We start from the raw sequence: 22438 nt of genomic DNA on the forward strand, positions 1-22438 counted from the left end.
GCCCCTCGGCCCGCTACGTGGGCCCGCCGACCCGCACCCTGGACGACGTCCAGGGTTACGAGGCCTGACCCAGTGCCGGGCCCGCGCCCAGGCCCCACGCCCACGCCACGCCCTCGTGGACGTGGGCGTGGCTGTGGGCGCGTACGGCCCCTTGCGGTACGGAGGTTCCCGTATCGCAAGGGGCCGGGCCGTCAGCTGATCGCCTGGTAGCCGGCGAATGCGAGGGATGCCTCCTTGTAGGTCGTGTGCCCGGTGTCCACTTCGTGGTTGCCGAGGAAGCGCAGGCGGCCGGACCCGGCCGTCGTGGCGAAGAAGTCGAGCGGGTTGCCGCTGTTGTCCGCATCCGGTGCGAGGGCGAACTGCGGCACGGTGTCGGTGGACCAGTTCCAGCCGATGCTGCTGCGCTCGTCCACGCTGATGTCGTAGCCGTACTCGTTCTCCCTGCCGTGGAAGACGAAGAGGCCGCCGGTGTCAGGCCGGTCGTACCGGACCACCAGGTCCGCCTGACCGTCCTTGTTCCAGTCGCCCGGTGCCGCCAGCGTGACTTCGCCGACCGTGGAACTGCCGGTGGCGATGGGGTCGTCCGGTCCCGCCAGGAGCACCGGTTCGCGGTCGCTGTCGAGGCGTCGGTCGGGGTTCCCGTAGTAGAGCCAGATGTGTGTGCTGTCGTTGACGAGCAGGTCGGGGTAGCCGGGAATGTCCTCGGTTCCGTCGCCGTCCGTGTCGATGCCGCCGTCGACGTCGCCGATCGCGAGGATCTGCTTGGCGCCGCCTGACCAGTGGTTGTTCGCCGGATCGTAGACAGTCAGCTCCTGACGTGTGTACGCCGTGCTGCAGTCGGTGCAGGCGAAACCGAAGCCGCTGTTGGGGTGCAGCCACAGGCGGCTTGTGCCGGTGGCGCTGTCCGGCCGGAGGGCGATGAGGTCCTCGTATCCGTCGCTGTTCCAGTCGCCGCGGTGGCTGATCAGGACGTCGTTCCAGTTGTGGTTCGAGGCGGTCCTGTCCGCCTCGGTGACGGTGCCGTCGCCCGCCCCGTAGAAGCGGCGCAGTGTGCCGTCCTTGTCGACGCCCCACAGGTCGGCGTTGCCGTCGCCGTTGAGGTCACCGGGCTTGTCGGGGGTCTTGGGGCCGTTGGCGTAGAACAGGTAGACGGCGGTGTCGGAGGGGTTGTTCGCCTTGTCGTAGCTCTTGGCGTAGACCTGGTTGGCTCCCGTGTTGGTGGGCGTCAGCTTGATGCTCACGGAGCCGCCCGGGCCGGACGGTGTGGCGGTGCGGCGGGTGGAGTCCCAGTCGGTCCAGTACTCGTACTTGGTGACGTCGGAGACCCCGCCGCTGGAGAGGGTGAAGGTGCCTTCGGTCCGCACGGAGCTGGTGTTGTAGGGCCAGCCGTCACTGCCGTCGGGGAACTGGGTGGAGGTCACGCCCGGTGGATAGGAGGGACGGTCGGGATCGAAGACGAAGCGGCAGGTGGTGCTGGGCGTCCAGCTGGACGAGGCGGTGGAGTCCTGGGCGCGGACCTTCCAGCCGAAGATGCCGCCGGCCTTGTCGAGGGCGGCTGCCAGGGTCGCCTTCGGCACCCTCACCTTGGCGATGGTGCCCGAGGAGACGGAGACGGTCTGGTCGAAGATCTCGGCGCCGCCGGCGTAGCTGTTGTTGCCCCACAGCCGGAACTGCGCCTTGACGGTGCCGCCGTCGCGGTCGGAGACCTTGGCGGTGAGGTAGACGTCGGTGTTGCCGATGATCGGGTACGGCGATGTCGTGTCGCAGCCGGTGCTCGGGTTGGTGTCCAGGCTGCCGGGAACGTCGGGAACGGTGTTGTAGGTCGTGGAGAGCACCGCGCTGGTGGCGGTGAAGCGCTTGTAGGCGAACCGGTCGCCCTCACTTGTGGCACGCATCCCCAAGGTGATGTTGTTCCACTTGGAGGACTGCGCCTTCTTGGCTCCGGTGGTCACGTCGAAGGCCAGGTTGCCCGCGGGGCAGGAGGAGCTGTAACCCTTGGCCTCGCTGACGGTGTCAAGCTTCTGGGCCCAGGAGGGCTGTTTGTTCCAGGTGGTGGCGGAGCTGATGCCCCCGGTGAGCCAGAGCTGGACCTCCCGGTGGGTGCAGGAGTACGAGTAGGCGTTCTTGATCCGGAAGACGGAGCTGGAGATCACCTTGTTGGTGTTCCAGAGGTTGTTGGTGTCCATCCGGAAGAACGAGCGGGAGGTGCCGTCGCCGGGGTTGCCGACCCGGGCGTAGGAGGTGACGGAGTCGCCGTCGCCCTCCTGCCAGCCGTTGCCGTTGTAGAAGCCGGTGTTGGCGGCGCTGGAGTAGGCGATCGTCCAGGCTTCGCGTGCCCCGGAGACGGACGGGTCGATGTAGACCGGATACCGGGTGCCTGGGCCTCTGAGGACATCGGTGTCGGGGGTCAGGGCCAGGTGGCCCGCCTCGATGTCGGTGCCCATGGCGGCCTTCTTCGCGCCATAGGGCGGCTCGAAGTCGTGTGCGGGCGGCGGGGGCGGGGGTTCGGTGCTGCGGGCAGATGATGCCGCGGGCCGGGAGCTGTCCCACATCATCGGGGTCGGCGCTGTGAACACCTCCTGTCCGGCCGGGTTGACGGCCCGGAGACTCCCGTGCTTGTCGGCCTCGACGCGCAGTCCCTTCGTGTCCAGGGGCAGCTTGATCTTCCTGAGGGCCGGGTTGGCCGCCGCCTTCGCATTGCGCACGATGAGGAGCTGGCCGAATCCGGCCGATCCCGCCGTGAGCTTCAGGTCCACGTCCGGGAGGACGTCACGGTAGACGACGCTGTCACCGTCCACGTCGGGTGCCGGCAACTTCCCTGGCCAGGACCAGGAAAGGCTCCGGCCGTCACGGGTGACGGTGGCCAGGGGGCCCTTGCCGCCGCCGGAGAAGATCACGCCGACCTCGGTCGCCTTGGCCGAAAATGTGCCGTTCTTGTTCCGCGTCAGCGTGGTGTCGATGTCGACGAACTTGCCTCCGCGGCGGACCCGCTGAGCGGTCGCGAACTGATCTGTGGTGAATGAGCCGTCCGGGTTGGCGAAGGTCTGCGCGGTCTCGGATCTCCGGGACAGGACCTCCACCCGTTTGCCCGACTCGACGGCCTCGGCGAGCGCCTTGGCCTCCTCGGTCGCCTGTTTTTGCGGTGCCGGAGGGGCGGCGGGTGGCTGTCCTGCGGCGGGAGCCGCGCCGAGCAGGGGTGCGGCCAGGGCCACGGCAAGGCCTGCCCCGAGCAGCGCGGTTCGCCTTCTGCGTATACCTGATGGCTCTCTAGATTTTCTTTTCATGGTGTCTCCTTTTCAGTTCCTTCACAACTCATTTCCTGGGGTTGCCCCTCCCGACGCCTGAGCGGGAGGAATGGTTGTACGGGGGGGGGCAAAGGAAAGCCGCAAGGATGTGGAGAGGCGGGAATTACCGCCGTTGAGGCCGGGTTGGGTCGCTTTGCCCCGTTCGGAAACCGGCAGGAGAGGCTTCCTCGTAATCTGCTGGTGGTCCCAGAATTCCGGTGATAGGTTCACGCCTGCTTTTCTGTCGTGTGGTTTCTGTGGGGGGAACTGTGACTCGATCGCGCCCTATGGCGTTTCGTCGTCCTGTGCGAGCGCTCGGGAGACGGGCGCGGATCATCGCCCTGCTGCTCGTCGCCTATCTGGTGGCCGGCCTGCTGGGTGGTCCGATAGCTGCGGCAGCGGAGTTGGAGCTGCGGAAGCTTCAGGAGCCGGACCCGGTGCCTGTCAGCGCGGTCAAGGGCCACAAGCTGAACAAGCCCGACGAGACGAAGAAGCATCCCTTCAGGCCTGATACGAGGGCGAGTTGGCCCACCCCGGGCATGGCTGTCGTGCCGGTGGGGGAGTCACCCAGGAAGCCTGGCCGGGGCAAGGCCGGATCCCTGCCGGTCGCGGCAGCCGAGGGCAAGGAGTCCGGGAAAAGGGCAGCGGTGGCCGCTGAGCAGGCCCAGGTCCAGATCCTCGACCGGAGTGCCGCACAGGCAGCCGGAGTCGATGGCATCCTCGTCGCGGTGCGCGGCCACGGCGACAAGAAGGGCAAGGCTGCCGTCGGGGTCACCCTCGACTACTCCAGCTTCGCGGGCATGTACGGCGGCGACTGGGCCTCCCGTCTGACGTTCCGTGAGGTACCTGCCTGCGCGCTGACCACTCCGGGCAAGAAGGGCTGTGCGCCCGGACGGAGCCTGCCGAGCCACAATGACGCGCAGCGGGAGACTCTCTCCGCCGAGATCGCCACCGATGTCACCACAGCTTCCGCGGACGAGACCGGGCAGCCGGTCCAGCAAGCCTCACCGGTCAGCCGGATCCGCACCTCCACGGTCGCCGACGGCGCCACACTGCTCGCCGTGACCGCCGCCCCCTCCGGCGCGAACGGTACTTTCTCCGCCACCTCGCTGTCCCCGTCGGGGAAGTGGGAGGTCGGTGGCTCGTCCGGCGGCTTCTCCTGGTCGTACGACCTGCAGACCCCGGACGTTCCGGGCGGACTCGGGCCGGATCTGGGCCTGTCCTACTCCTCGCTCGCCATCGACGGGCGCACCGCGGCGACCAACAACCAGGCCAACTGGGTCGGCGACGGCTGGTCGTTGTCGCCGGGCTTCATCGAGCGCCGCTACACCTCCTGCCAGGACGACAAGTCCGGCGGCAACAACCCCTCCCACAAGGTCGGCGACCAGTGCTGGAAGACCGACAACGCCACTCTGTCGCTGGGAGGCAGCTCCGGCGAGCTGGTGAAGGACGACGCCACCGGGGTGTGGAAGAAGAAGATCGACGACGGTACGCGGGTCGAGCGCTTCCACAACTCCGCGCTGGCCAACGGGGACAACGACAACGAGTACTGGCGGGTCACCGCACCTGACGGAACCCGCTACTACTTCGGCTACAACCGCCCCAACGGCTGGGCCGAGGGCAAGGCGGAGACCAACTCCACCTGGACCGTGCCGGTCTTCGGCAACCACGCCGGTGAGCCGTGCCATGCGAGCGCGTTCAAGGACTCGTGGTGCCGGCAGGCCTGGCGATGGAACCTCGATGCGGTGATCGACCCGCACGGCAACGCGATGACGTACTACTGGGCCAAGGAGTCGAACCACTACCAGCGCAACATCGACGCTTTGTACAAGGGCACGCTGACCTCGTACGACCGTGGCGGCTACCTGAAGCGCATCGAGTACGGACTGCGCAGCTCGAACTTCTACGGCACGCCCGCGGCGAAGGCGGACTTCACGGTCGCCGAACGCTGCCTGCCCACCGAGAGCTTCGACTGCGCGGCGGGCAAGTTCACCGAGTCGAACGCCAAGAACTGGCCGGATGTCCCCTTCGACCAGTACTGCGATGCCGACGACGCGTGCGAGTCGAATTCATCTCCCTCGTACTTCACGCGCAAGCGCCTGACCGGCGTCAGCACCTCGGTACGCAATGCCGGTGCCTATCAGAAGGTCGACTCGTGGGCGTTCACCCACCAGTTCCCCTCCACCGGTGACGGCACCGATCCGGCGCTCTGGCTGGCCTCCATCACCCGTACCGGACACACCTCCGGGACGCCGGTCACCCTGCCGGCGGTCACCTTCAAGGGCCGGCAGATGCCCAACCGGGTCGCAGCGGTGATCGACGAGATCCCCGACTACAACCGGTATCGCGTCTACGCCGTCAACACGGAGACCGGCTCCACCATCGGCGTCACCTACTCGGCGCCTGACTGCAGTAGGGACTCCCTGCCGAGCCCGTCGTCGAACACCAGGCGCTGCTACCCGGTGATCTGGTCCCCGCCGGACGCGCCGGCCGAGAACTACGAGCCGTATCAGGACTGGTTCCACTCCTACGTGGTCACCCAGATCCTCGAATCGGACAACACCTCCGGCGCTCCGGTCAAGCGCACCGACTACTCCTACCCGGGCGGGCTCGCCTGGGCGAAGAACGACGACGAGTTCACGAAGGCCAAGCACCGCACCTACGGCGACCGCAAGGGCTACGCGCGCGTCCAGGTCCGTACCGGGGATCCGGCCGAGGGCCAGCAGACGCTGAGCGAGACCCGCTACTTCCGCGGGATCGCCGGCGCGAAGGTCGCCGACGGCGAGGGGAACGAGGTCGCCGATCACGAGGCCTTCAGCGGGATGGTCCGGGAAGAGGCCACGCATAACGGATCGGGTGGCGCACTGGTCTCCGCGACCAGCTACACGCCATGGCGTTCGGCGCCGATTGCGACCCGCTCGCGCTCGGCGGACAACCTGCCGACGGTGTACGCGTACCGGACCGGTACCGCGAAGGAGCAGACCCGCACGACGATCACGGGCGGCAATCTGCGCCGCAGCGAGACGAGCCGCACGTTCGACTCCTACGGCATGGTCGCCTCGGAGTCGCAGAGCGGGGACCTGGCGAAGAGCGGCGACGAACGGTGCACGACCACGTCGTATGCCCGCAACACCGGCAAGAACATCCTGAACACGGTGTCGGAGAGCACCACGGTCGCCAAGGCGTGCGGCACCACTCCGTCCCTGCCCGCGGACCTGGTCGGCATCAAGCGGAACTACTACGACGGCTCGACCACGCTGGGCGCCGCCCCCAGCAAGGGTGCTGTGACCCGCAGCGACGAGAACGACGGCGCGGGCACCGGCTTCGTCACGGTCAGCAAGGCCGCCTATGACGCCTACGGACGGCAGACCGAGGCGACCGACGCGGCCGGAGCCACGACCACCACCGCGTATACGCCGACGACGGGGCAGATTCCCACCGAGACCACCACCACGAACGCGCTCGGCCACACCGCGAAGACCATCACCGATCCGCGGCGGGGCCTGACCACGGCGACGGTGGACGCGAACGGCAAGCGCACCGACATGGAGTACGACGCGCTCGGACGCCTCCTCAAGGGCTGGGGTCCGGGCTGGGCGAAGGCGGACCACCCGACCCAGCCGACAGCCGAGTTCGCCTACCGCGTCTCGAGGTCGGAACCGAACGTCGTCACGACCAAGGTCCTCAACTACCAGGGCTATTACGAGACGTCGTACACCTTCTACGACGGTCTCACCCGCCCACGCCAGACCCAGACGGCGGCGATCGGCGTGAGCGACGGCCGGATCGTGACCGAGACCCGCTACGACACCCGCGGCCAGGTCTGGAAGAGCTACGGCGCCTACTACGCGGCCGGAGCGCCCACGGCCACTCTGGTCGAGGGCGACGACTCCAAGACGCCTGCCGGCGCCGAGACGAAGTACGACGGAGCCGGTCGCACCACGGCCGTCATCTCGCTGAAGTTCGGCGACGAGACCAAGCGCACCGTGACCCAGTACGCCGGTGACCGCACCACGGTGATCCCGCCCCAGGGCGGTACCGCGGTCACGACCATCGTGGACGCGCTGGGCCGCAAGACCACGACCCGCTCGTACACGAACGCGGCACGCACCGAGTTCCAGGACACGACGTACGCGTACAACAAGCACGACAAGCTGGCGAGGATGACCGACCCGGCAGGCATCTCCTGGACCTGGACCTACGACGCCCGCGCCCGCCTCATCGAGGCGGACGACCCGGACAAGGGCGTCTCCAGGACCACGTACGACGCCGCTGACCGGCCGGTGACCACGACCGACGCCCGCGGCATCACGCTCACCACCACCCACGACAAGCTCGGCCGCCCCACGCAGCTCAAGCAGGGCTCCACGGTCCGCGCCTCCTGGGCGTATGACACCGTGGCCAAGGGCAAGCCCGCCTCGGACACCCGATACCTGAACGGCGAGGCGTACACCACGAAGATCAACACCTACAACGACCAGTACCAGCCCACTTCGTCCACCACCACGTTGCCCGCCGGCTCCGGAAGCCTCGCCGGGAGCTACACCTGGACCTTCGGCTACAACCAGTACACGGGCGTCCAGGAATGGGTGAAGCACCCCACGCTCGGCAACCTGCGGGGCGAGCGTCAGACCACCGTGTTCGGCCAGGGCAACCTGCCGCAGACCACATCCGCCGGTGGAGTGGTCATGGTCAATGCCACCAACTACGACGTCTACGGCCGACAGATCCGCACCGAATACGGCACCCTGGGCCAGAAGCTCTACCGCACCCAGGACTTCGACGAGCACACCGGTCAACTCATCCGCTCCACCGTCGACGGCGACATCGCCCTGCGCGTCGAGGACACCCGCTACGGCTACGACCCGGCCGGTAACACCACCCGCATATCCAGCACCTCCGGCCAGGACGCGGCCGCGGTCACCGACACCCAGTGCTTCTCGCTCGACGCCCTGCGCCGCATGACCGAGGCCTGGACGACCCAGTCACCCACGGACAACTGCCTCTCCGGCCCGTCCGCGAGCACGGTGGGCGGCCCGGACTCGTTCTGGCACTCGTACAGCTACGACGCGGCAGGCAACCGCACCAAGGAGACCCGGCACGCCACGGCGACCGGCTCCTCCGACATCACGCGCACCTACAGCTACGACCCGGCAGCCACGACCGCCCCGCACGCCGTGCGCTCCGTCTCGACGACCGGCGGCGCGGACAACGGCAAGACGGAATCCTTCAGCTACGACGCGGCCGGTAACACCGACCAGCGCACCGGAGGCGCACGGGATCAGGACCTGACCTGGGACGCGGAGGGCCACCTCGCCAAGGTCGTCGAGGACGGCAAGACCACGGAGTACCTCTACGACTCCGCGGGCAACCGCATGCTCGCGAAGAACGCGGACGGCTCCACCGTCGCGTACCTGCCCGGTGGCAACGAACTGAAGGTGACCGCAGCCGGCACGAAGACAGCCACCCGCTACTACACCCACGGCGGCGAAACCGTCGCCGTGCGCACCAGCGAGGGCATCTCCTTCCTCTTCGCCGACACCAAGGGGACGGCCCTGATCGCCGTCACCATGGGAGCCGCACAGACGGTCACCCGCCGCAAGCAACTCCCGTTCGGCGCCTCCCGCTCCACGACCGGCATCAGCTCCTGGCCGGGCGACCGTGGCTTCGTCGGCGGCACCACCGACCCCACGGGCCTGACCCACCTCGGCGCCCGCGAATACGACCCGGTCCTCGGCCGCTTCCTCTCCGTCGACCCCCTCCTGATCACCGAGGACCCGACCCAGCACAACCCGTACGTCTACGGCAACAACAACCCCGCCACCTTCGCCGATCCCACCGGCGAGGCGTACCCGGAGTGCGCCAGCGGCCAGTACCACTGCACGTACGGCAAGGGCGGCAGCGGCGACATCAAGACGATCACCTACGGCAAGAACTACGAGAAGGTCACCAAGTCCGTGGGCGGCACCCTCGCCCCGTCGTACGTCAAGTACCGCAACAAGATGCAGTACGCGTGCAGCAAGGACCCCAGCTGCAAGAGCTGGGACGGCAGCCACATCACCAAGGCCGCCAGGGCGGCCGAACGGGCCGCACTTGCCGCCGAGAAGGCGCGGCAGGAGAAGGAAAAGAAGGAAAGCGGGTTCTGGTCAAGCCTTAAACGTGGCGACTTCAAGGGGGCATGGGATGCCAGCGGAGGAAAGGTGGTGAGTGCTACGCATGACTTCATTCAGGACAACAGCACTCTGCTGGGATGGATAGGTGTCGGTTTGGGCATCGCTTCCATGATCACCCCTCTGGGCTGGTTCGCCGGGGCTGCTCTCGTCGGGGGTCTCGTATTGGGTGCAGTGACGACTGCGGATGCGTGCCTTTCCAGCCAATGGGGAAGTTGCGTGATGGGGGCAGCGAGCCTGGGTATGGCCGGCACTGCCGTCGGCGCCAGCAGGTTGGCGTCGTCGGCGCTTCGGGAAGCGGCAACCTCGGGGTTCATAATGCGCCCTGTGTTCAAGGGGGCCGCGTACTTCAATCGAGCTCTCGAGGGAATCGCCAATGTGGCCTCGGTAGGATTCGCGACGGCAGGAACCGTGACGGGTGGAAACCTGGGAGACAACAGGAAGCGATGAGCGACATGATCCCGGCCGATGTGAAAATCGACACGCCGCTGACGGGGGTTAAATTCTCCGTCCGGCGTCGGCTCCGCAGTATCAAGAGGTCGGGTAGAACGGGACTCCTGCTGGTGTCCGAAATTAGAGAGCCCGTAAGGAGCTTCACCTTCAAGGCGGGTGTCGTTTCGGTTCACGAACGGGGAAACGAGCTCTGCTTCGGGAGTCGCGACAGCAAGCGCCCAAAGTTTGTTGAACTGGAGCCCGGGAGTCATAGTCTCGAACTTCGGGTCACGCGTATGCAGGCCGGTAGAAGCACTGTTGCCTCGACGGATATGGAGTTGAACGCGGGGGATATTCTGGTGATTGTGTGCGATCCGGTACAGGCGAACGTGTTCTATCGGCGCAGCCCCAGTAGGGACTCATGGACCGTGGGAATTGCCTGAGAGGGGCATGGTCCCGGCCTGGGGCATCCGCTGGAGGGTTCGCGGGTGCACAACCTCAAGGAGCTGCGCCCCGGCTCTGAGGGACGCCCCGAGATCAGGATTGTGTTCGCGCTCGACCCGTGGCGCTCGGCGATCCTGCTGATCGGCGGTGGCAAGTCGGGGGATTGGTCGGCCTGGCACTGGCGGGCCATCCCCGCTGCCGAGGCCCTGCAGAAGGCGGCCCTCGCCGAACTCCACGCCCGCCGCCCGGACCGCGTCCTGGCCACGAACGTCGAGTTCTGGGCGGCCATCGTCCTCGACTTCGCCGAGGTCCCGGCGAACATGTTCACGTCGATGTTCACCTGCGCCCGCACGGCCGGCTGGTCCGCCCACATCCTGGAACAGAAGCGCACGGGCCGCCTGGTCCGCCCCTCGGCCCGCTACGTGGGCCCGCCGACCCGCACCCTGGACGACGTCCAGGGCTACCGGCCCTGACCCGGGCCACGTTTACGCTCACGCTCACGCGGACGTGGGCGGCCCCTGCGGTACGGAGGTTCCCGTATCGCAGGGGCCGCCGGACCCGGCCGTGGTGGCCCGGGGGACCGCTCGCAGGACCTGGGAGACAGCAGGAAGAGATGAGCGAAATAATCCCGGTCGAGGTGAGAATCGGCACGCCACTGACCGGAGTGAAATTCTCGGTCCGGCGTCGGCTCCGCAGTATCAAGAGGTCGGGCAGAACGGGACTCCTGCTGGTGTCCGAAATCAGAGAGCCAGTAAGGAGCTTCACCTTCAAGGCGGGTGTCGTTTCGGTTCACGAACGGGGAAACGAGCTCTGCTTCGGGAGCCGCGACAGCCGGCGCCCGAAGTTCGTTGAACTGGAGCCGGGGAGTCATCGTCTCGAACTTCGGGTCACGCGTATGCAGGCCGGTAGAAGTACCGCTGCCTCGGCGGAGACGGAGTTGAACGCCGGGGACATTCTGGTCATCATGTGCGACCCGGTGCAGGCGGACGTGTTCTACCGGCGCAGCCCTGGTGGGGACTCATGGACCGTGGGAATTGTCTGAAGGCGGAGTGGGGTGGGGTGGGGTGGGGCCCTGGGGTTGTCGCGGGATCAGGCGCCGGATGATCTTTTGGGCGTCGCCCCGCCACTCTCAAGGCAGAGTGCGCCAGGAGTCCTTGCCGGCCGCTACTGGCGACAGGCCGCATCCCAGGTGTGAAGATCACGATCTGCAGCCGGAGCAGTAGGTATACCCTCAGCGCGGCCCGTGCTGGAATGGCCGGAATCCGGTTGATCGATTGATGGAGCTGGCTGTGTCCGCGATATCCCACGGCGTCACACGCCGCGCCTGGCAGGTGTACCGGAAGCGTGCGCGGATGTGGGCAGCGGCCGGGCCGGCGGCGGTTGTGGGGACGGTTCTGGGCGTATCCGTCGGGTGGGAGGACGCCGCCGTAGCGCTGCTGGGCGGCGGGATGGTCGTCTGCGCGATCGGGGTGGGCGCGCTTGTGATTGCCCGTCGGATGAAGCGGGCGTTGAGCGGAGGGCCGTGGGTGGCTTGCTCTGCTGTGAGGCTGTCGGGGGGCATGGGCGCTCCCATGGTCGTGTTGCGAGACCCCGTCGGCGGCGGGGTGTGGCCGATGGTCGTGGTCGCGGTTCAGCAGCGCTATCACCTGGCGGATCCCGGACCTCGCGGGGTGCTGTGGTGGTGCGGCGACCCGCGGACCGGCGGCGTCCTATCGGTGCCAGGGGGCGAGACGCTGCTGTGGACCCGTCTGCCGCGTACCGCCTTGGAGCGGCGGCGTGCGGTGAGACGTGCGGAGGAGCAGGGGCTCCTGCGTATGCCTGACCCACGACCGGTCGCCCCACAGCCGCCGCTCGCGCCGCCGTCGTTCGCCGCGGGTTCGACGGCGGCGGCGCCCTCTCCTGTGGAGCGACAGGAGACCGGTCGGCGGCGTCCCGTATTCCGGTGGTTGTTGCTTGCCGGGGTGCTGGTGACGGCCCTGGGCGTGTGGGGAGGCAACTCTGCCGACCAGGACCCCTTGATCGAGCTCACGGTGCTTGAGGAGGAGTCGTCCGGCGCGTGCACGGTGCGGTTCACCGACCCGTTCGACGGCCGCAGCCGTACCGAAGCCTTCGTCTGTGACAGTGAACGCTCTGAGCTGCTGTACGACTGGGATCTGGCCTGGGTCGTCTCGTACGGGCCGTGGAAGGGCGACCTGTACAACTCCGACTGGCAGGGCACCCCCTCCAATCATGTTGTCGTGACCGTCCTCCTCTGTGGTGCCGGACTGCTCGCCGTCGGTGGGATCGGGGGGACCGTACGCGGGGTGGGCCGGTTGCGGCGGCGCTGGCGCCCGGCGGATGCGGACGAGGCGGCATGGGCGCAGAGTCCAGGGCTCGGCGCCCGTGTATCACTCGTCAAGCAGAGCGACGAGGAGGAACCACCGCCCGCATCCGAGCTCACCTACGGTTCACTGGCCGCCCTCGCCCGCGCCACCGAGAAGCCCCAGGCGCTTCCGTGGACGCAGCCGGTTTTCGAGGGCGACGTGCGCGGTGTGCCGTGGTGGCGGGTGCGCAGTCTGCTGGTCCTGTCCGGGCTGTACGAGGTGGGGAAGAACACCGCAGCCGTGGTGGGGGCGGTCGCCCTCGCCGTGTTCCTGGTGGGCATCCCCGGGTATCTGATGGCCGCCATGTTCGGGCTGGCCGCCGTGCGGGCGGGCTGGGGAGCGTGGCACAACGTCCCGGCCGCCCGGCTGATCGAGCAAGCCGCCCGGCAGCCCGCCGACCGGCGGGTGCGCTATGTGATGCTGCGCAGGGCCGCGGACGATGCGCCCGTCATGGCGCTCTTTCCCGCCGTTGACGCCGAGGCGGATTCGGAGGCCGACGGCGAGGCCGCAGGCGCCGGGCAGGCGCCCACGGAACTCCTTGAGGTCCGCATACCCGGAACCTCGGGCAAGCAGGTGGAGCGCGCCCCGGCCCCCGAGGGCATCGCCGAACTGCGTTACGCGCCCGCTGATCGCGACATCGTCGTTCCGTTCGTCGAAGGCATGCCGCTCTGGCCGATGCATCCGGTGTGGCGCCTGGATCCAGAGGCTCCCAAGGGTGAGGAGGGTGCGGTCGCCGAGGAGTACCTGCGCGAACTTGTCGAAGATGCGCGCCATGTGATGCCGCGCGATCGGCCGATGAAACAGGACCAGTAGCAGGTGCAGGAGCGGGAGTGAGGTTCCGCGGGGTCGGCGTCAGCGGGGCAGGCGGACCCATGTTCCCGAAGGGTGCGGCGGGGGCGTAGGGGTGGTGGTCCAGGTGCCGTCCCAGTCGTCGACCGCGGCTGCCAGGAGCCAGAGGTCGCGGTGGGTTCTGCGTGGGCTGCTGTCGATGGACGCGATGTGGAGCGTCGTCGGGTGGGCGGTCGTCGCGAGGGAGAGGCGGAAGGGCGCGCCCGGGGCCACACGGGCCGCTGCCGCGGAGAGTTCGGTGACCGTCAAGGCCGTGATCCCGGCGAAACGGTCGTGCCCGTAGCGGTGCAGACTCGCGGTGAAGGCGGTGCGGGCGATGGCGGCCGATGCCGGTACGCCCGGGAGTGTGAGGGTGAGTGCCAGGCCGCCGGTGGTGCGGGTGGGTTGGGTGAGGGGTGCCGTCGGTAAGGACATGCGGGGCTCCCGTCGTTGAGGTGCGGGTTTCGTGAGTTGTGGCTCGTCTCCCTGACGCGGGCCCGGCCCCTCCCAGGGCAGGAGGCTGCGGGCAGGCACGCGCGATGCACTGCAACTCGCTTGCGTGAGCGCTGCGTTACATACGGTAGCGCAAAGAGTGGAACTTTAGGCCCATAAGTTGGGGAACTGTCGGCCCCTTCTGGTTGTCCGGTCTGCTGAGCAGGCAGACTGCACGTCAGTACGGCCCGAAGGGAGCGGCATGGCGGCGAGGACGGCCCCCACCGAGCGGCAGCGGCGGCTCGGTGCCGAGCTGCGCAAGATGCGGAACTCTGCTGGGATGACAGCCGAGTTCGCGGCCGGTCTGCTCGGTGTGGACCGCGGCAAGATCTCCCACATCGAGCTGGGGGTACGGGCGATCAACGCCGAGCGCGTACGCACCCTCGCCTGCAACTGCGGCTGCCGGGATGAGGAGTACGTGCAGGCCCTGGTCGGCATGACCCGGCAAGGGCGGCGCGGCTGGTGGGAGCGCTACCGGGGGTCGCTTCCCGTCGGGATGCTGGACATCGCCGAACTCGAGGCCCATGCGGTCGCGATGCGTGCGGCGTACTCGATGCACATGCCGGGGCTGCTGCAGACGTCCGATCACGCGCTGGCCCTCTTCCGTATGGTGATTCCCCGTCTGCCGGAACAGGAGATCGCGCTCAGGCTCGCGCACCGTCTGGCACGGCAGGAGGTGCTGGACGGCGATGGCGCGCCTCCGTACACCGCGATCGTGCACGAGGCCGCTCTGCGGATGCGGTTCGGCGGCCCCGACGCGGCACGCGCGCAGCTCGCGTATCTCCTGGAGAAGTCCGAGCAGGAGAACGTACGGCTGCTCGTCATCCCCTTCACCGCGGGCGGCTTCCCAGGCGCCGGGCAGACCGTGCTCTACGCCGAGGGGCCGGTGCCGCAGCTCGACACCGTTCAGATCGACAACTCGCACGGGCCGGACTTCCTTTACGCCGACGGACAGTTGGCCAAGTACCGGGCGCATCTCGACCTGATGGAACAGCTCGCGCTGTCGCCCGGCGGTTCACGCGACTTCATCCGGGCCATCGCACGCGAACTCTGAGTGGAGAAGGGACGATCCATGCCGGACATCACCTGGGACGAGCCGTTCTGCGGGGAGGGCAACTCCTGCTTCCGCCTCGGCACGGACGCCCACGGCAACGCCTACATCGCCGTACGCGGGCAGGAGGACCGCTACCTCACGGACAGCCGGGCGGCGCTGCGGCAGATGATCGAGGACATCAAGGCGGGCAGGGTGGATCATCTGTTGTGAGGTGGCGGGGCCTACGGACGCGGCGCCGGGCGCGTCACTGAAGTGCGCTGGTCGCGTACCGGCCGTGGAAAACCGGTTGAAGGTGCGGGCGGGCCTTCCTAGTGTGTGGGGCACACGAGAAGGGAGGTGGTTCGGCAGATGTATGGAAACCGGACGCGTGAGGTGACTGCGGGCTAGCGGCCCGTCGCCACACACAGTGCGGTGCCGGACCAGTGCGGGAGCGAACCGTACAGCCGGCCCAATCCCAAGCAGTCACCCGACCCGCGGGCTCGCCGGTACGTCCGGCCGGCTCCCCTCAGGGGGAACCCGAGCCCGCGGGTCGTCTGCGTTCTCAAGTCGGTATCAAGCCGACCGCAGGTCGAGCCGCATCAGCGCGCGCGGATGCCGCGCCAGTACCGACGTCGTGTCCGCCGCCCACGTGAACCCCGCGCGTTCGAAGTTCTTGCGCAGTCCGGGGTAGGCCATCGTCAGGTCGACGTGGGCGTCGCCGTTGTCCAGGGGATACGCCTCGATCGCCGGGGCGCCGTGCTCGCGGGCAAAGGCCACCGCGCCCTCGATCAGCGCGTGCGAGATGCCCTGTCTGCGGTGGCCGGGGCGGACGCGGATGCACCACAGGGACCAGACCGGGAGGTCGTCCACATGCGGGATCTTGCGGTTGCGGGCGAAGGTGGTGTCCGCGCGCGGGGCGACGGCCGCCCAGCCGACCGGGGTGTCGCCCTCGTACGCGAGGACGCCCGGAGGCGGGTCGGAGCGGCAGAGGCCGGCCACGTAGTCGGCGCGGGCCGAGGGCGTGAGGGAGTTGTTGAGCTTCGACGGGATGCGGTAACTCAGGCAGAAGCAGACGTTGGACGTGGGTTTCCTGGGGCCGATGACGGCTCGTACGTCCTCGAAGTCCGTGGCCGGGCGGACGGTGATGGTCATGGGATCAAGGCTGGCACGGAGGGGGCGGGATGGTCCGGTGGTTCGGGCGGGACGTTTCCGGGGTGCAACGATTTCCGTGAATCAGGTGTGTGCTGTGTCACGTTCGAGTTGAATGATCCGTGATCGATGTTCGGTGGTCTGTGCAATCCGACCGATGGAGTCGACCTGCAGGGGGTGGCCAGGTGAGTGCTTCCCGGCGCAGCGGAACTGCGCAGCCCGCGGACCCGGAGAACCCCGGTGAGGGTTCCGGTGGCGCTTCGGGTGACGAGGGCTCGGATGAGGTGAACCCCGGGGCGGCGGAGCATCCGGGCGGGCCGAGCTCGGCCGGGCTGCTCGCCGCGCTGCTCAACGGGATGGACGCGGCGCTCTGCGCCTTCGACGCGGACGGTGTGGTCACGCACTGGAACCGCGAGGCGGCCCGGATCCTCGGCTGGAGCGCCGAGGAGGCGGTGGGCAGGCGCGGTTTCGCCGGCTGGGCGGTGCGCAGGGCCGATGCGGACGAGGTCGAAGGGCGGCTGCTCGCCGCGATGCACGCGCCCGGGCGGCAGGTGCACGAGTTCGCGCTGGTCACGAAGGACGGCGGGCGGGTGCTCGTACGGACCCAGTCGGCGGCCGTGCCGGGGCCCGACGGGAAGCCGGCCGGGCTGTACTGCGCGTTCAGCGAGGTGCACGCGCAGATCGACCTGGAGCGGTCGATCGCGCTGAGCGAGGCGCTGTTCGACGATGCCGCGTGGGGCGTGGTGCTCGTGGACGCGGATCTGCGTCCCGCGGTGGTCAACTCGCATGCGGCACGGGCCTTCGGCGTGGGGCGTACGGCGGTGCTCGGGCGGCCGCTCGGGGAGCTGCTGACGCAGGGATCGGAGGAGCTGGAGAGCGCGCTCGCGCATGTCCTCGCGGAGGGGGCGCCGCCGGCTCCGGCGGACATGTGGGTTTCGGTACGGGGCGGGGGTTCGGCGGCCGGGGGTGCGGGTGGCTCCCGAGCTGGTGCTGGTGCTGGTGCTGGTACCGGTGTCGGTGCTGGTGCCGGACCCGGTGCGGGGTCCAGAACCGGTGCCGGGTCCGGAGCCGGTTCCGCCGGGGAGCGGCGGTGCTGGCGGAACGGGTTCCTGCGGCTCGGCTCGCCCCTCGCGGAGGAACCGGTTCCGCTCGGGGTGGGCTGGCTGTTCCAGGATGTGACGGAAGCCAAGCTCATCGAGCAGGAGGCGGCGCAACTGCGCTTCCGCAGCAACCAGTTGCACCGGGCGGCCCGGGCGGCCGGCGAGTGCGAGGACCCGATGGAGGCGGCGACCGTACAGCTGGACTTCGCCCTCGCGGGCTTCGCGGACCACGCCCTGGTCGACCTGGCCGCATCCCTCGAACCACCCCGCCTGGTCCGTCTCGCGGCCAGCCCGGCGGGTTCCCCGGGACCAGTGCTCGCCGTCGCTTCCGCGGGGCTGCCGGTGCGGTATCCGGAAGGCCACCCGGCGCTGCAGTGCGTGCAGCGCACGGGGACCGTACGTGCCTCGGCGGGCGGGGCGGGAGCAGGCGGGGCAGGAGCAGGCGGGGCGGGAACGGGCGCGGTGGGAACGGAGGCCGCACAGGGCTGGGCGCGGGCGCGCCAGTGGCCGGAGACGTCGGTGCACGCGCTGTGCGCGGTGCTGCGCAGCCGCGGGCGGACGGTCGGGGTGCTGACGTTTCTGCGCGGCGAGAGCCGGGCGCCGTTCGAGCGGGCGGATGCGATGTACGCGGAGAGCGTGGCGGCCCGGGTGGCGGGGGCGGTGGATCTGGCGGGGCTGTGAGGGCGGGCGGGTACAGCGCGCCCATCCGTCACGGCGATTCCGTCGGTCGGAGCGATCCCGCTGACCGTGGCGGTCCCTCGCCGGTCGCAGCGATCCCGCTGACGTGGCGAGTCCGCCGGTCGCAGGGAACCCGGCCCCACCCGCGCGGCCGACCGCCTCAGTGCCGGTAGAAGATCCGTTCCCCGTACTCCCGCATGATGCGCCCGTTCCACTCGTGCCCGCCGTCCACGTTGCCCGAGCGCAGCAGTGGGGGCTCGATGCCGCGGGAGGCGAGTTCGCCGGCCGCGGAGGCGAGGGTGGCCTGCAGGAGGGCGCTGGTGACGACCGTGGACGCGGGGGCGAAGGGCGCCTCGATGCCCTCGGCCGTCAGTTCCGCGTCGCCGACCGCGATCTTGCTGTCGAGGACGACGTCGCAGTGGTCCTTCAGGTACGTCCCCGAGACGTGCCGGGAACGTGTCTGATCCGCGTAGGCCACGGACGTGACGCCGATGACGCGCAGCCCCAGCGCCTGCGCGTTCATCGCCATCTCGACCGGCAGCGCGTTGCGCCCGGACAGCGAGATGATCACCAGGACGTCGCCGGGCCGGGCGGGCGAGGAGTCGAGGACCGCGCCCGCGAGGCCGTCGACCCGCTCCAGGGCGGAGCCGAGCGTCGCCGGCATGACGTCGACACCGACGACACCCGGCACGGCGAGCAGGTTCATCAGGGCGAGGCCGCCCGCCCGGTACACGAGGTCCTGCGCGGCCAGCGAGGAGTGGCCCGCGCCGAAGGCGAAGAGCCGGCCGCCCGCCTCGACGGTGTCGGCGATCATGCCGCCCGCCGCGGCGATCTGCCCGGCCTCCTCGTCGCGCACCCGCTCCAGGAGCCCGATGGCCGCGTCGAAGTACTGGTCGGCGAGCTTGTCGCCGGCGGACTGGTCGCCGGCGGTCTTGTCGTCGCGCGCAGGGCTCATCGCCTGGGGTCCCTTTCCGGGGGATGGGTGCCAATGTGCCGCGGATCACGGTGCGGTCTGGACCAACCTGCTGTCAATACGGGACCAAGGCGCGGTACGACACGGAATCGGCCGCGCGCGACCCGGAACCGGGCGCCGTACGACCCGGAACCGGGCGCCGTACGACAAGGAACGCAGGTCCCGTACGCCCCGGGAACACCCCCGGCGGACCCCGGAGGGCGCCCGGATCGCCCGGCGCGGCACGGTTGTCGGTCCGATGCGCAACAATTGAGCTCAGGGCGGCGGCAGGACCCGCGCGACGAGACTCATCCGAGGGGCACGTATGTCCGGACTGATCGATACCACGGAGATGTATCTCCGCACCATCCTCGAACTCGAGGAGGAAGGTGTGGTCCCCATGCGCGCCCGGATCGCCGAGCGTCTGGACCAGAGCGGTCCGACGGTCAGCCAGACGGTCGCACGCATGGAGCGGGACGGCCTCGTGGCCGTGGCCGCGGACCGCCACCTGGAGCTGACCGACGAGGGCCGCAGGCTCGCCACCCGGGTGATGCGCAAGCACCGCCTCGCCGAGTGCCTGCTCGTGGATGTGATCGGCCTGGAGTGGGAGCAGGTGCACGCGGAGGCCTGCCGCTGGGAGCACGTGATGAGCGAGGCCGTGGAGCGCCGCGTGCTCGAACTGCTGCGCCACCCGACCGAATCGCCCTACGGGAACCCGATCCCGGGCCTCGAGGAGCTGGGCGAGAAGGCCGAGGCGGACCCGTTCCTCGACGACGGCATGGTCTCCCTGACCGACCTCGAGCCGGGCACCGAGGGCAAGACGGTGGTGGTACGGCGGATCGGTGAGCCCATCCAGACCGATGCCCAGCTGATGTACACGCTGCGGCGTGCGGGCGTGCAGCCCGGCGCGGTGGTCAGCGTGACGCAGGGCGCGGGCGGTGTCCTGGTGGGCAGCAGCGGCGAGGCGGCGGAGCTCGACACGGACATCGCCTCGCACGTCTTCGTCGCCAAGCGCTGAGCCGGGTGTGGGGGCTGACGCCCCCACACCCCCGCTCGGCGGGGCAAGGTGTGGCGGGCTCGGCGCCCCCGTTCTCCCACAAGGTGTCAACTCTCCCCCGCGTCGCGGTAGTTGTGGAGAGTGAATCCAAGATTCACCGGCCGAACGGGCCCGCGGAGAGCGTTTGCGTGACACGCTGTGGTGAGGCATATGAGGGCTCTTGACCGCGTGGGCACCGGCGAGGGAGGGGCGGGAAGATGTGCCGTACAACCCGCCGTACGGAAACGGCGCACGCCTGCCCTGCGCCGCACCGCGGCCGCACCGCAGCCGACCCGCAGGGCGGCCACCTGGCCCTGTGCGGCAGCCGCGCAGCAGAGTGCCCCGGCACCTTGCGGTGCCGGGGCCTGTCCTCCCCTGTGCCGACCCGGAGCCCCGAGCTCCCAGGGTCGGCCCCGCCGGACCGGTTTCCCCGAGCGGTCCGCCTCCCGCAGAAGATCTCCCCTCGGCCGCGCCGGTCAATCCTTGAGCGCTGTCACTCGAACGAGGGGTGTTGCCTGGCGAAGCGGCGGCATCGAATGGGAGTTCGATAATCTGGCCGTACGTTGGACGTGAACGTATGGCCAGGGCAGTGATCTGGGGAGTCAGCGGCGACCGAGGGCAAGAAGCCTGAGCGAGGGGGTGCCAGAACGGATGGTGCGGCGCATCGACGTGACAGGAGCGGGCGGAGTGCGCCTTGCCGCCTGGGAGTTCGCCGATCCCCCGAAGGACGGCCAGCGGCGCGCCGGGCTCGGCCGCGAGCCCGGGGTGCTGTTACTGCACGGCCTCATGGGCCGCGCCGCGCACTGGGCGGGCACGGCACGCTGGCTCGCCGAGCGGCACCGCGCCGTCGCCCTCGACCAGCGAGGCCACGGCCGGAGCGAGAAGCCGCCCGGCGGCCCCTTCACCCGGGAGGCGTACGTCGCCGACGCCGAGGCCGCCCTCGTCCAGCTCGACCTCGCGCCCGCCGTCCTCGTCGGCCACTCCATGGGCGCCCTGACCGCCTGGCAGCTCGCCGCCCGCCGCCCCGACCTCGTCGCCGGCCTCGTCATCTGCGACATGCGCGCCTCCGCGCTCGGCGCGGCCACGCAGCGCGAGTGGACCGACTGGTTCCGCGCCTGGCCGCTTCCGTTCGCCACGCTCGCCGACGTCCGCAAGTTCTTCGGCGAGGACGACCCGTGGGTCGAGCGCCCCAACCCGGCGCGCGGCACGTTCTACGCCGAGGTCATGACCGAGACCGAGGACGGCTGGCGCCCGGTCTTCGACCGCGAGCAGATGCTCAGCACCCGCGAGGCCTGGGTGTACGACGCGCACTGGGAGGAGCTTGCCCAGGTGCAGTGCCCCGCGCTCGTGGTCCGCGGCCTCGACGGCGAACTGGGCCGCGCCGAGGCCCAGGAGATGGTCCGCGTCCTCCCGCGCGGCAGGTACGCGGAGGTCCCCGACGCGGGCCACCTCGTTCACTACGACCAGCCGGAGGCCTGGCGCGCGGCCATCGAGCCCTTCCTGGACGGGGTCCTGACGGCCTGACGGCCTGACGGCCTGAGGGCGGTACGGGGACGACTCGTCTCACGAGAACGGGGGTAAACCGGACACCGGGTGAGACGATCCGTCCCCCAGCCCCGTCAGCGCCGCGCCTCCCGGCCGCAGGCGTAGGCGAGGGCGCTGATCAGCTCCTCCGCGTCCGGGAGCCAGCGGTTGGCCGGAGTGGGGCGGCGGGCCCACTGGGACGCACCCTGGGCGCCGAAGCGGGTCGGCGGCGCGGCGATCCAGTCGCCCTCGCCGAGGGCGCGCAGATCGAGGGAGGCCGGCGGCCAGCCCAGCTTCCGTACGAGATCGGGGGCCTTCGCGGAGGCGCCGGGGAGCACGAAGAACTGCATCCGGCGGTCCGGTGTCAGCGTCACCGGGCCGAGCGTCAGCTCCATCCGCTCCAGCCGGGCCAGCGCCAGGAAACCGGCCGTCTCCGGCACGTCGAGCGCGTCGAAGGTGCGGCCCGTCGGCAGCAGGATCGAGGACTTCGGTTGCTTCGACCACAGCCGCCGCGCCACCGTGGCGCTGCCGGTGGCCTGCGTCGGCCAGTCCTCCCGGGCCGGGTGCGCCCCCGGCAGCGCGCACGCGGGCGCACCGCACGAACAGGACTCCCTGCCGGAGGCGTCCTCGCGGATCTCGAGCCAGGTGCCGGGGAACACGTCCCAGTGCCGCTCCTCCGCATACCGCACCGCGGTTTCGAGCAGCGTCTCGCCTCGCTGCTGGGGGATCCGGTCGGTGGCCTGGGGAGTGATGGTCTCTTCCACGGGGTGTTCAACTCCGCCCCTCACCCCGGGTTACGGGCGACGCGCGCGCCGCGCAGGCGCATCGTTCCTGCATACGGGGCGCATGGGTGCATGGGCGGGGGCGCGCGGGCGGAACGGCCGCGGGGACGGGTAGCCGGACGTGTGGGGTGGTCACGGGGTGTACGGGTGCCCGCATCTTCCCCTTCGTAC

The 22438-nt window shown here is 69.6% G+C and carries 14 protein-coding genes and 2 pseudogenes; 11 read left to right on the top strand and 5 right to left on the bottom strand.

The window, feature by feature from the left end:
* Window positions 1–191 precede the first annotated feature (191 nt).
* Window positions 192–3284 carry a VCBS repeat-containing protein gene (locus ACLF6P_RS11475; protein ID WP_415949939.1) on the bottom strand — a complete coding sequence of 1031 codons (3093 nt, stop codon included), beginning with the start codon at window positions 3282–3284 and terminating at the stop codon, window positions 192–194.
* Window positions 3285–3589: 305 nt separating this feature from the next.
* Between ACLF6P_RS11475 and ACLF6P_RS11480 the strand changes: the two genes are divergently transcribed.
* The 6 genes and pseudogenes from ACLF6P_RS11480 (at window position 3590) to ACLF6P_RS11505 (ending at window position 13506) form a co-directional block, all read left to right on the top strand.
* Window positions 3590–9904, top strand: coding sequence for an RHS repeat domain-containing protein (locus ACLF6P_RS11480; RefSeq protein WP_415949940.1), 6315 nt, complete (start codon window positions 3590–3592; stop codon window positions 9902–9904).
* Complete coding sequence (locus ACLF6P_RS11485) at window positions 9901–10329, top strand: hypothetical protein (protein WP_415949942.1); 429 nt, start codon at window positions 9901–9903, stop codon at window positions 10327–10329. Before ACLF6P_RS11480 ends, ACLF6P_RS11485 begins: the two co-directional genes overlap by 4 nt.
* Window positions 10330–10347: 18 nt before the next feature.
* Window positions 10348–10527, top strand: a pseudogene (locus ACLF6P_RS11490) (type II toxin-antitoxin system RelE/ParE family toxin); the annotation flags it as partial.
* Window positions 10528–10803: pseudogene (locus ACLF6P_RS11495) on the top strand (citrate/2-methylcitrate synthase); the annotation flags it as partial. It lies immediately after the preceding pseudogene.
* 140 nt (window positions 10804–10943) lie between these two features.
* Window positions 10944–11372: a hypothetical protein gene (locus tag ACLF6P_RS11500; protein WP_415949943.1), complete on the top strand. Its 429-nt coding sequence runs from the start codon at window positions 10944–10946 to the stop codon at window positions 11370–11372.
* 772 nt (window positions 11373–12144) lie between these two features.
* Window positions 12145–13506: a hypothetical protein gene (locus ACLF6P_RS11505; protein ID WP_415949945.1), complete on the top strand. Its 1362-nt coding sequence runs from the start codon at window positions 12145–12147 to the stop codon at window positions 13504–13506.
* Between the two features lie 39 nt (window positions 13507–13545).
* Here ACLF6P_RS11505 and ACLF6P_RS11510 read toward each other — a convergent pair whose 3' ends face one another.
* A complete protein-coding gene (locus ACLF6P_RS11510; protein ID WP_415949946.1) occupies window positions 13546–13956 on the bottom strand; it encodes a hypothetical protein in 411 nt (136 codons plus the stop codon).
* Window positions 13957–14215: 259 nt separating this feature from the next.
* Here ACLF6P_RS11510 and ACLF6P_RS11515 point away from each other — a divergent pair, with 259 nt between their 5' ends.
* On the top strand, window positions 14216–15067 hold the full coding sequence (locus ACLF6P_RS11515) for a helix-turn-helix domain-containing protein (RefSeq protein ID WP_415949947.1): 852 nt from the start codon (window positions 14216–14218) through the stop codon (window positions 15065–15067).
* A gap of 18 nt (window positions 15068–15085) precedes the next feature.
* Window positions 15086–15277, top strand: a complete 192-nt coding sequence (locus ACLF6P_RS11520; RefSeq protein ID WP_415949949.1) for a hypothetical protein — start codon at window positions 15086–15088, stop codon at window positions 15275–15277.
* Between the two features lie 342 nt (window positions 15278–15619).
* On the opposite strand, the gene ACLF6P_RS11525 is transcribed toward ACLF6P_RS11520, so the two are convergent.
* Complete coding sequence (locus ACLF6P_RS11525; RefSeq protein ID WP_415949951.1) at window positions 15620–16198, bottom strand: GNAT family N-acetyltransferase; 579 nt, start codon at window positions 16196–16198, stop codon at window positions 15620–15622.
* A 182-nt stretch (window positions 16199–16380) separates the two neighbouring features.
* Here ACLF6P_RS11525 and ACLF6P_RS11530 point away from each other — a divergent pair, with 182 nt between their 5' ends.
* Window positions 16381–17976, top strand: a complete 1596-nt coding sequence (locus ACLF6P_RS11530; RefSeq protein ID WP_415949952.1) for a PAS domain-containing protein — start codon at window positions 16381–16383, stop codon at window positions 17974–17976.
* Window positions 17977–18133: 157 nt separating this feature from the next.
* Here ACLF6P_RS11530 and ACLF6P_RS11535 read toward each other — a convergent pair whose 3' ends face one another.
* Window positions 18134–18928 carry an SIS domain-containing protein gene (locus ACLF6P_RS11535; RefSeq protein WP_415949953.1) on the bottom strand — a complete coding sequence of 265 codons (795 nt, stop codon included), beginning with the start codon at window positions 18926–18928 and terminating at the stop codon, window positions 18134–18136.
* A 322-nt stretch (window positions 18929–19250) separates the two neighbouring features.
* Between ACLF6P_RS11535 and ACLF6P_RS11540 the strand changes: the two genes are divergently transcribed.
* Both ACLF6P_RS11540 and ACLF6P_RS11545 read left to right on the top strand, forming a co-directional pair.
* Window positions 19251–19943: a metal-dependent transcriptional regulator gene (locus ACLF6P_RS11540; RefSeq protein ID WP_415949954.1), complete on the top strand. Its 693-nt coding sequence runs from the start codon at window positions 19251–19253 to the stop codon at window positions 19941–19943.
* A 669-nt stretch (window positions 19944–20612) separates the two neighbouring features.
* Window positions 20613–21485 carry an alpha/beta fold hydrolase gene (locus tag ACLF6P_RS11545; protein WP_415949955.1) on the top strand — a complete coding sequence of 291 codons (873 nt, stop codon included), beginning with the start codon at window positions 20613–20615 and terminating at the stop codon, window positions 21483–21485.
* A gap of 95 nt (window positions 21486–21580) precedes the next feature.
* On the opposite strand, the gene ACLF6P_RS11550 is transcribed toward ACLF6P_RS11545, so the two are convergent.
* A complete protein-coding gene (locus ACLF6P_RS11550) occupies window positions 21581–22249 on the bottom strand; it encodes a bifunctional DNA primase/polymerase (protein ID WP_415949957.1) in 669 nt (222 codons plus the stop codon).
* Between the last annotated feature and the right edge of the window lie 189 nt (window positions 22250–22438).

Source organism: Streptomyces lothianensis, assembly GCF_047779955.1.
GTDB lineage: Bacteria > Actinomycetota > Actinomycetes > Streptomycetales > Streptomycetaceae > Streptomyces.

Bases quoted from the DNA above. Each gene is read 5' to 3' on its own strand.
- ACLF6P_RS11475 (WP_415949939.1), bottom strand. From the start codon at position 3,284: ATGAAAAGAAAATCTAGAGAGCCATCAGGTATACGCAGAAGGCGAACC.
- ACLF6P_RS11485 (WP_415949942.1), top strand. From the start codon at position 9,901: ATGAGCGACATGATCCCGGCCGATGTGAAAATCGACACGCCGCTGACG.
- ACLF6P_RS11500 (WP_415949943.1), top strand. From the start codon at position 10,944: ATGAGCGAAATAATCCCGGTCGAGGTGAGAATCGGCACGCCACTGACC.
- ACLF6P_RS11505 (WP_415949945.1), top strand. From the start codon at position 12,145: ATGCCTGACCCACGACCGGTCGCCCCACAGCCGCCGCTCGCGCCGCCG.
- ACLF6P_RS11510 (WP_415949946.1), bottom strand. From the start codon at position 13,956: ATGTCCTTACCGACGGCACCCCTCACCCAACCCACCCGCACCACCGGC.
- ACLF6P_RS11515 (WP_415949947.1), top strand. From the start codon at position 14,216: ATGGCGGCGAGGACGGCCCCCACCGAGCGGCAGCGGCGGCTCGGTGCC.
- ACLF6P_RS11520 (WP_415949949.1), top strand. From the start codon at position 15,086: ATGCCGGACATCACCTGGGACGAGCCGTTCTGCGGGGAGGGCAACTCC.
- ACLF6P_RS11525 (WP_415949951.1), bottom strand. From the start codon at position 16,198: ATGACCATCACCGTCCGCCCGGCCACGGACTTCGAGGACGTACGAGCC.
- ACLF6P_RS11535 (WP_415949953.1), bottom strand. From the start codon at position 18,928: ATGAGCCCTGCGCGCGACGACAAGACCGCCGGCGACCAGTCCGCCGGC.
- ACLF6P_RS11540 (WP_415949954.1), top strand. From the start codon at position 19,251: ATGTCCGGACTGATCGATACCACGGAGATGTATCTCCGCACCATCCTC.
- ACLF6P_RS11545 (WP_415949955.1), top strand. From the start codon at position 20,613: ATGGTGCGGCGCATCGACGTGACAGGAGCGGGCGGAGTGCGCCTTGCC.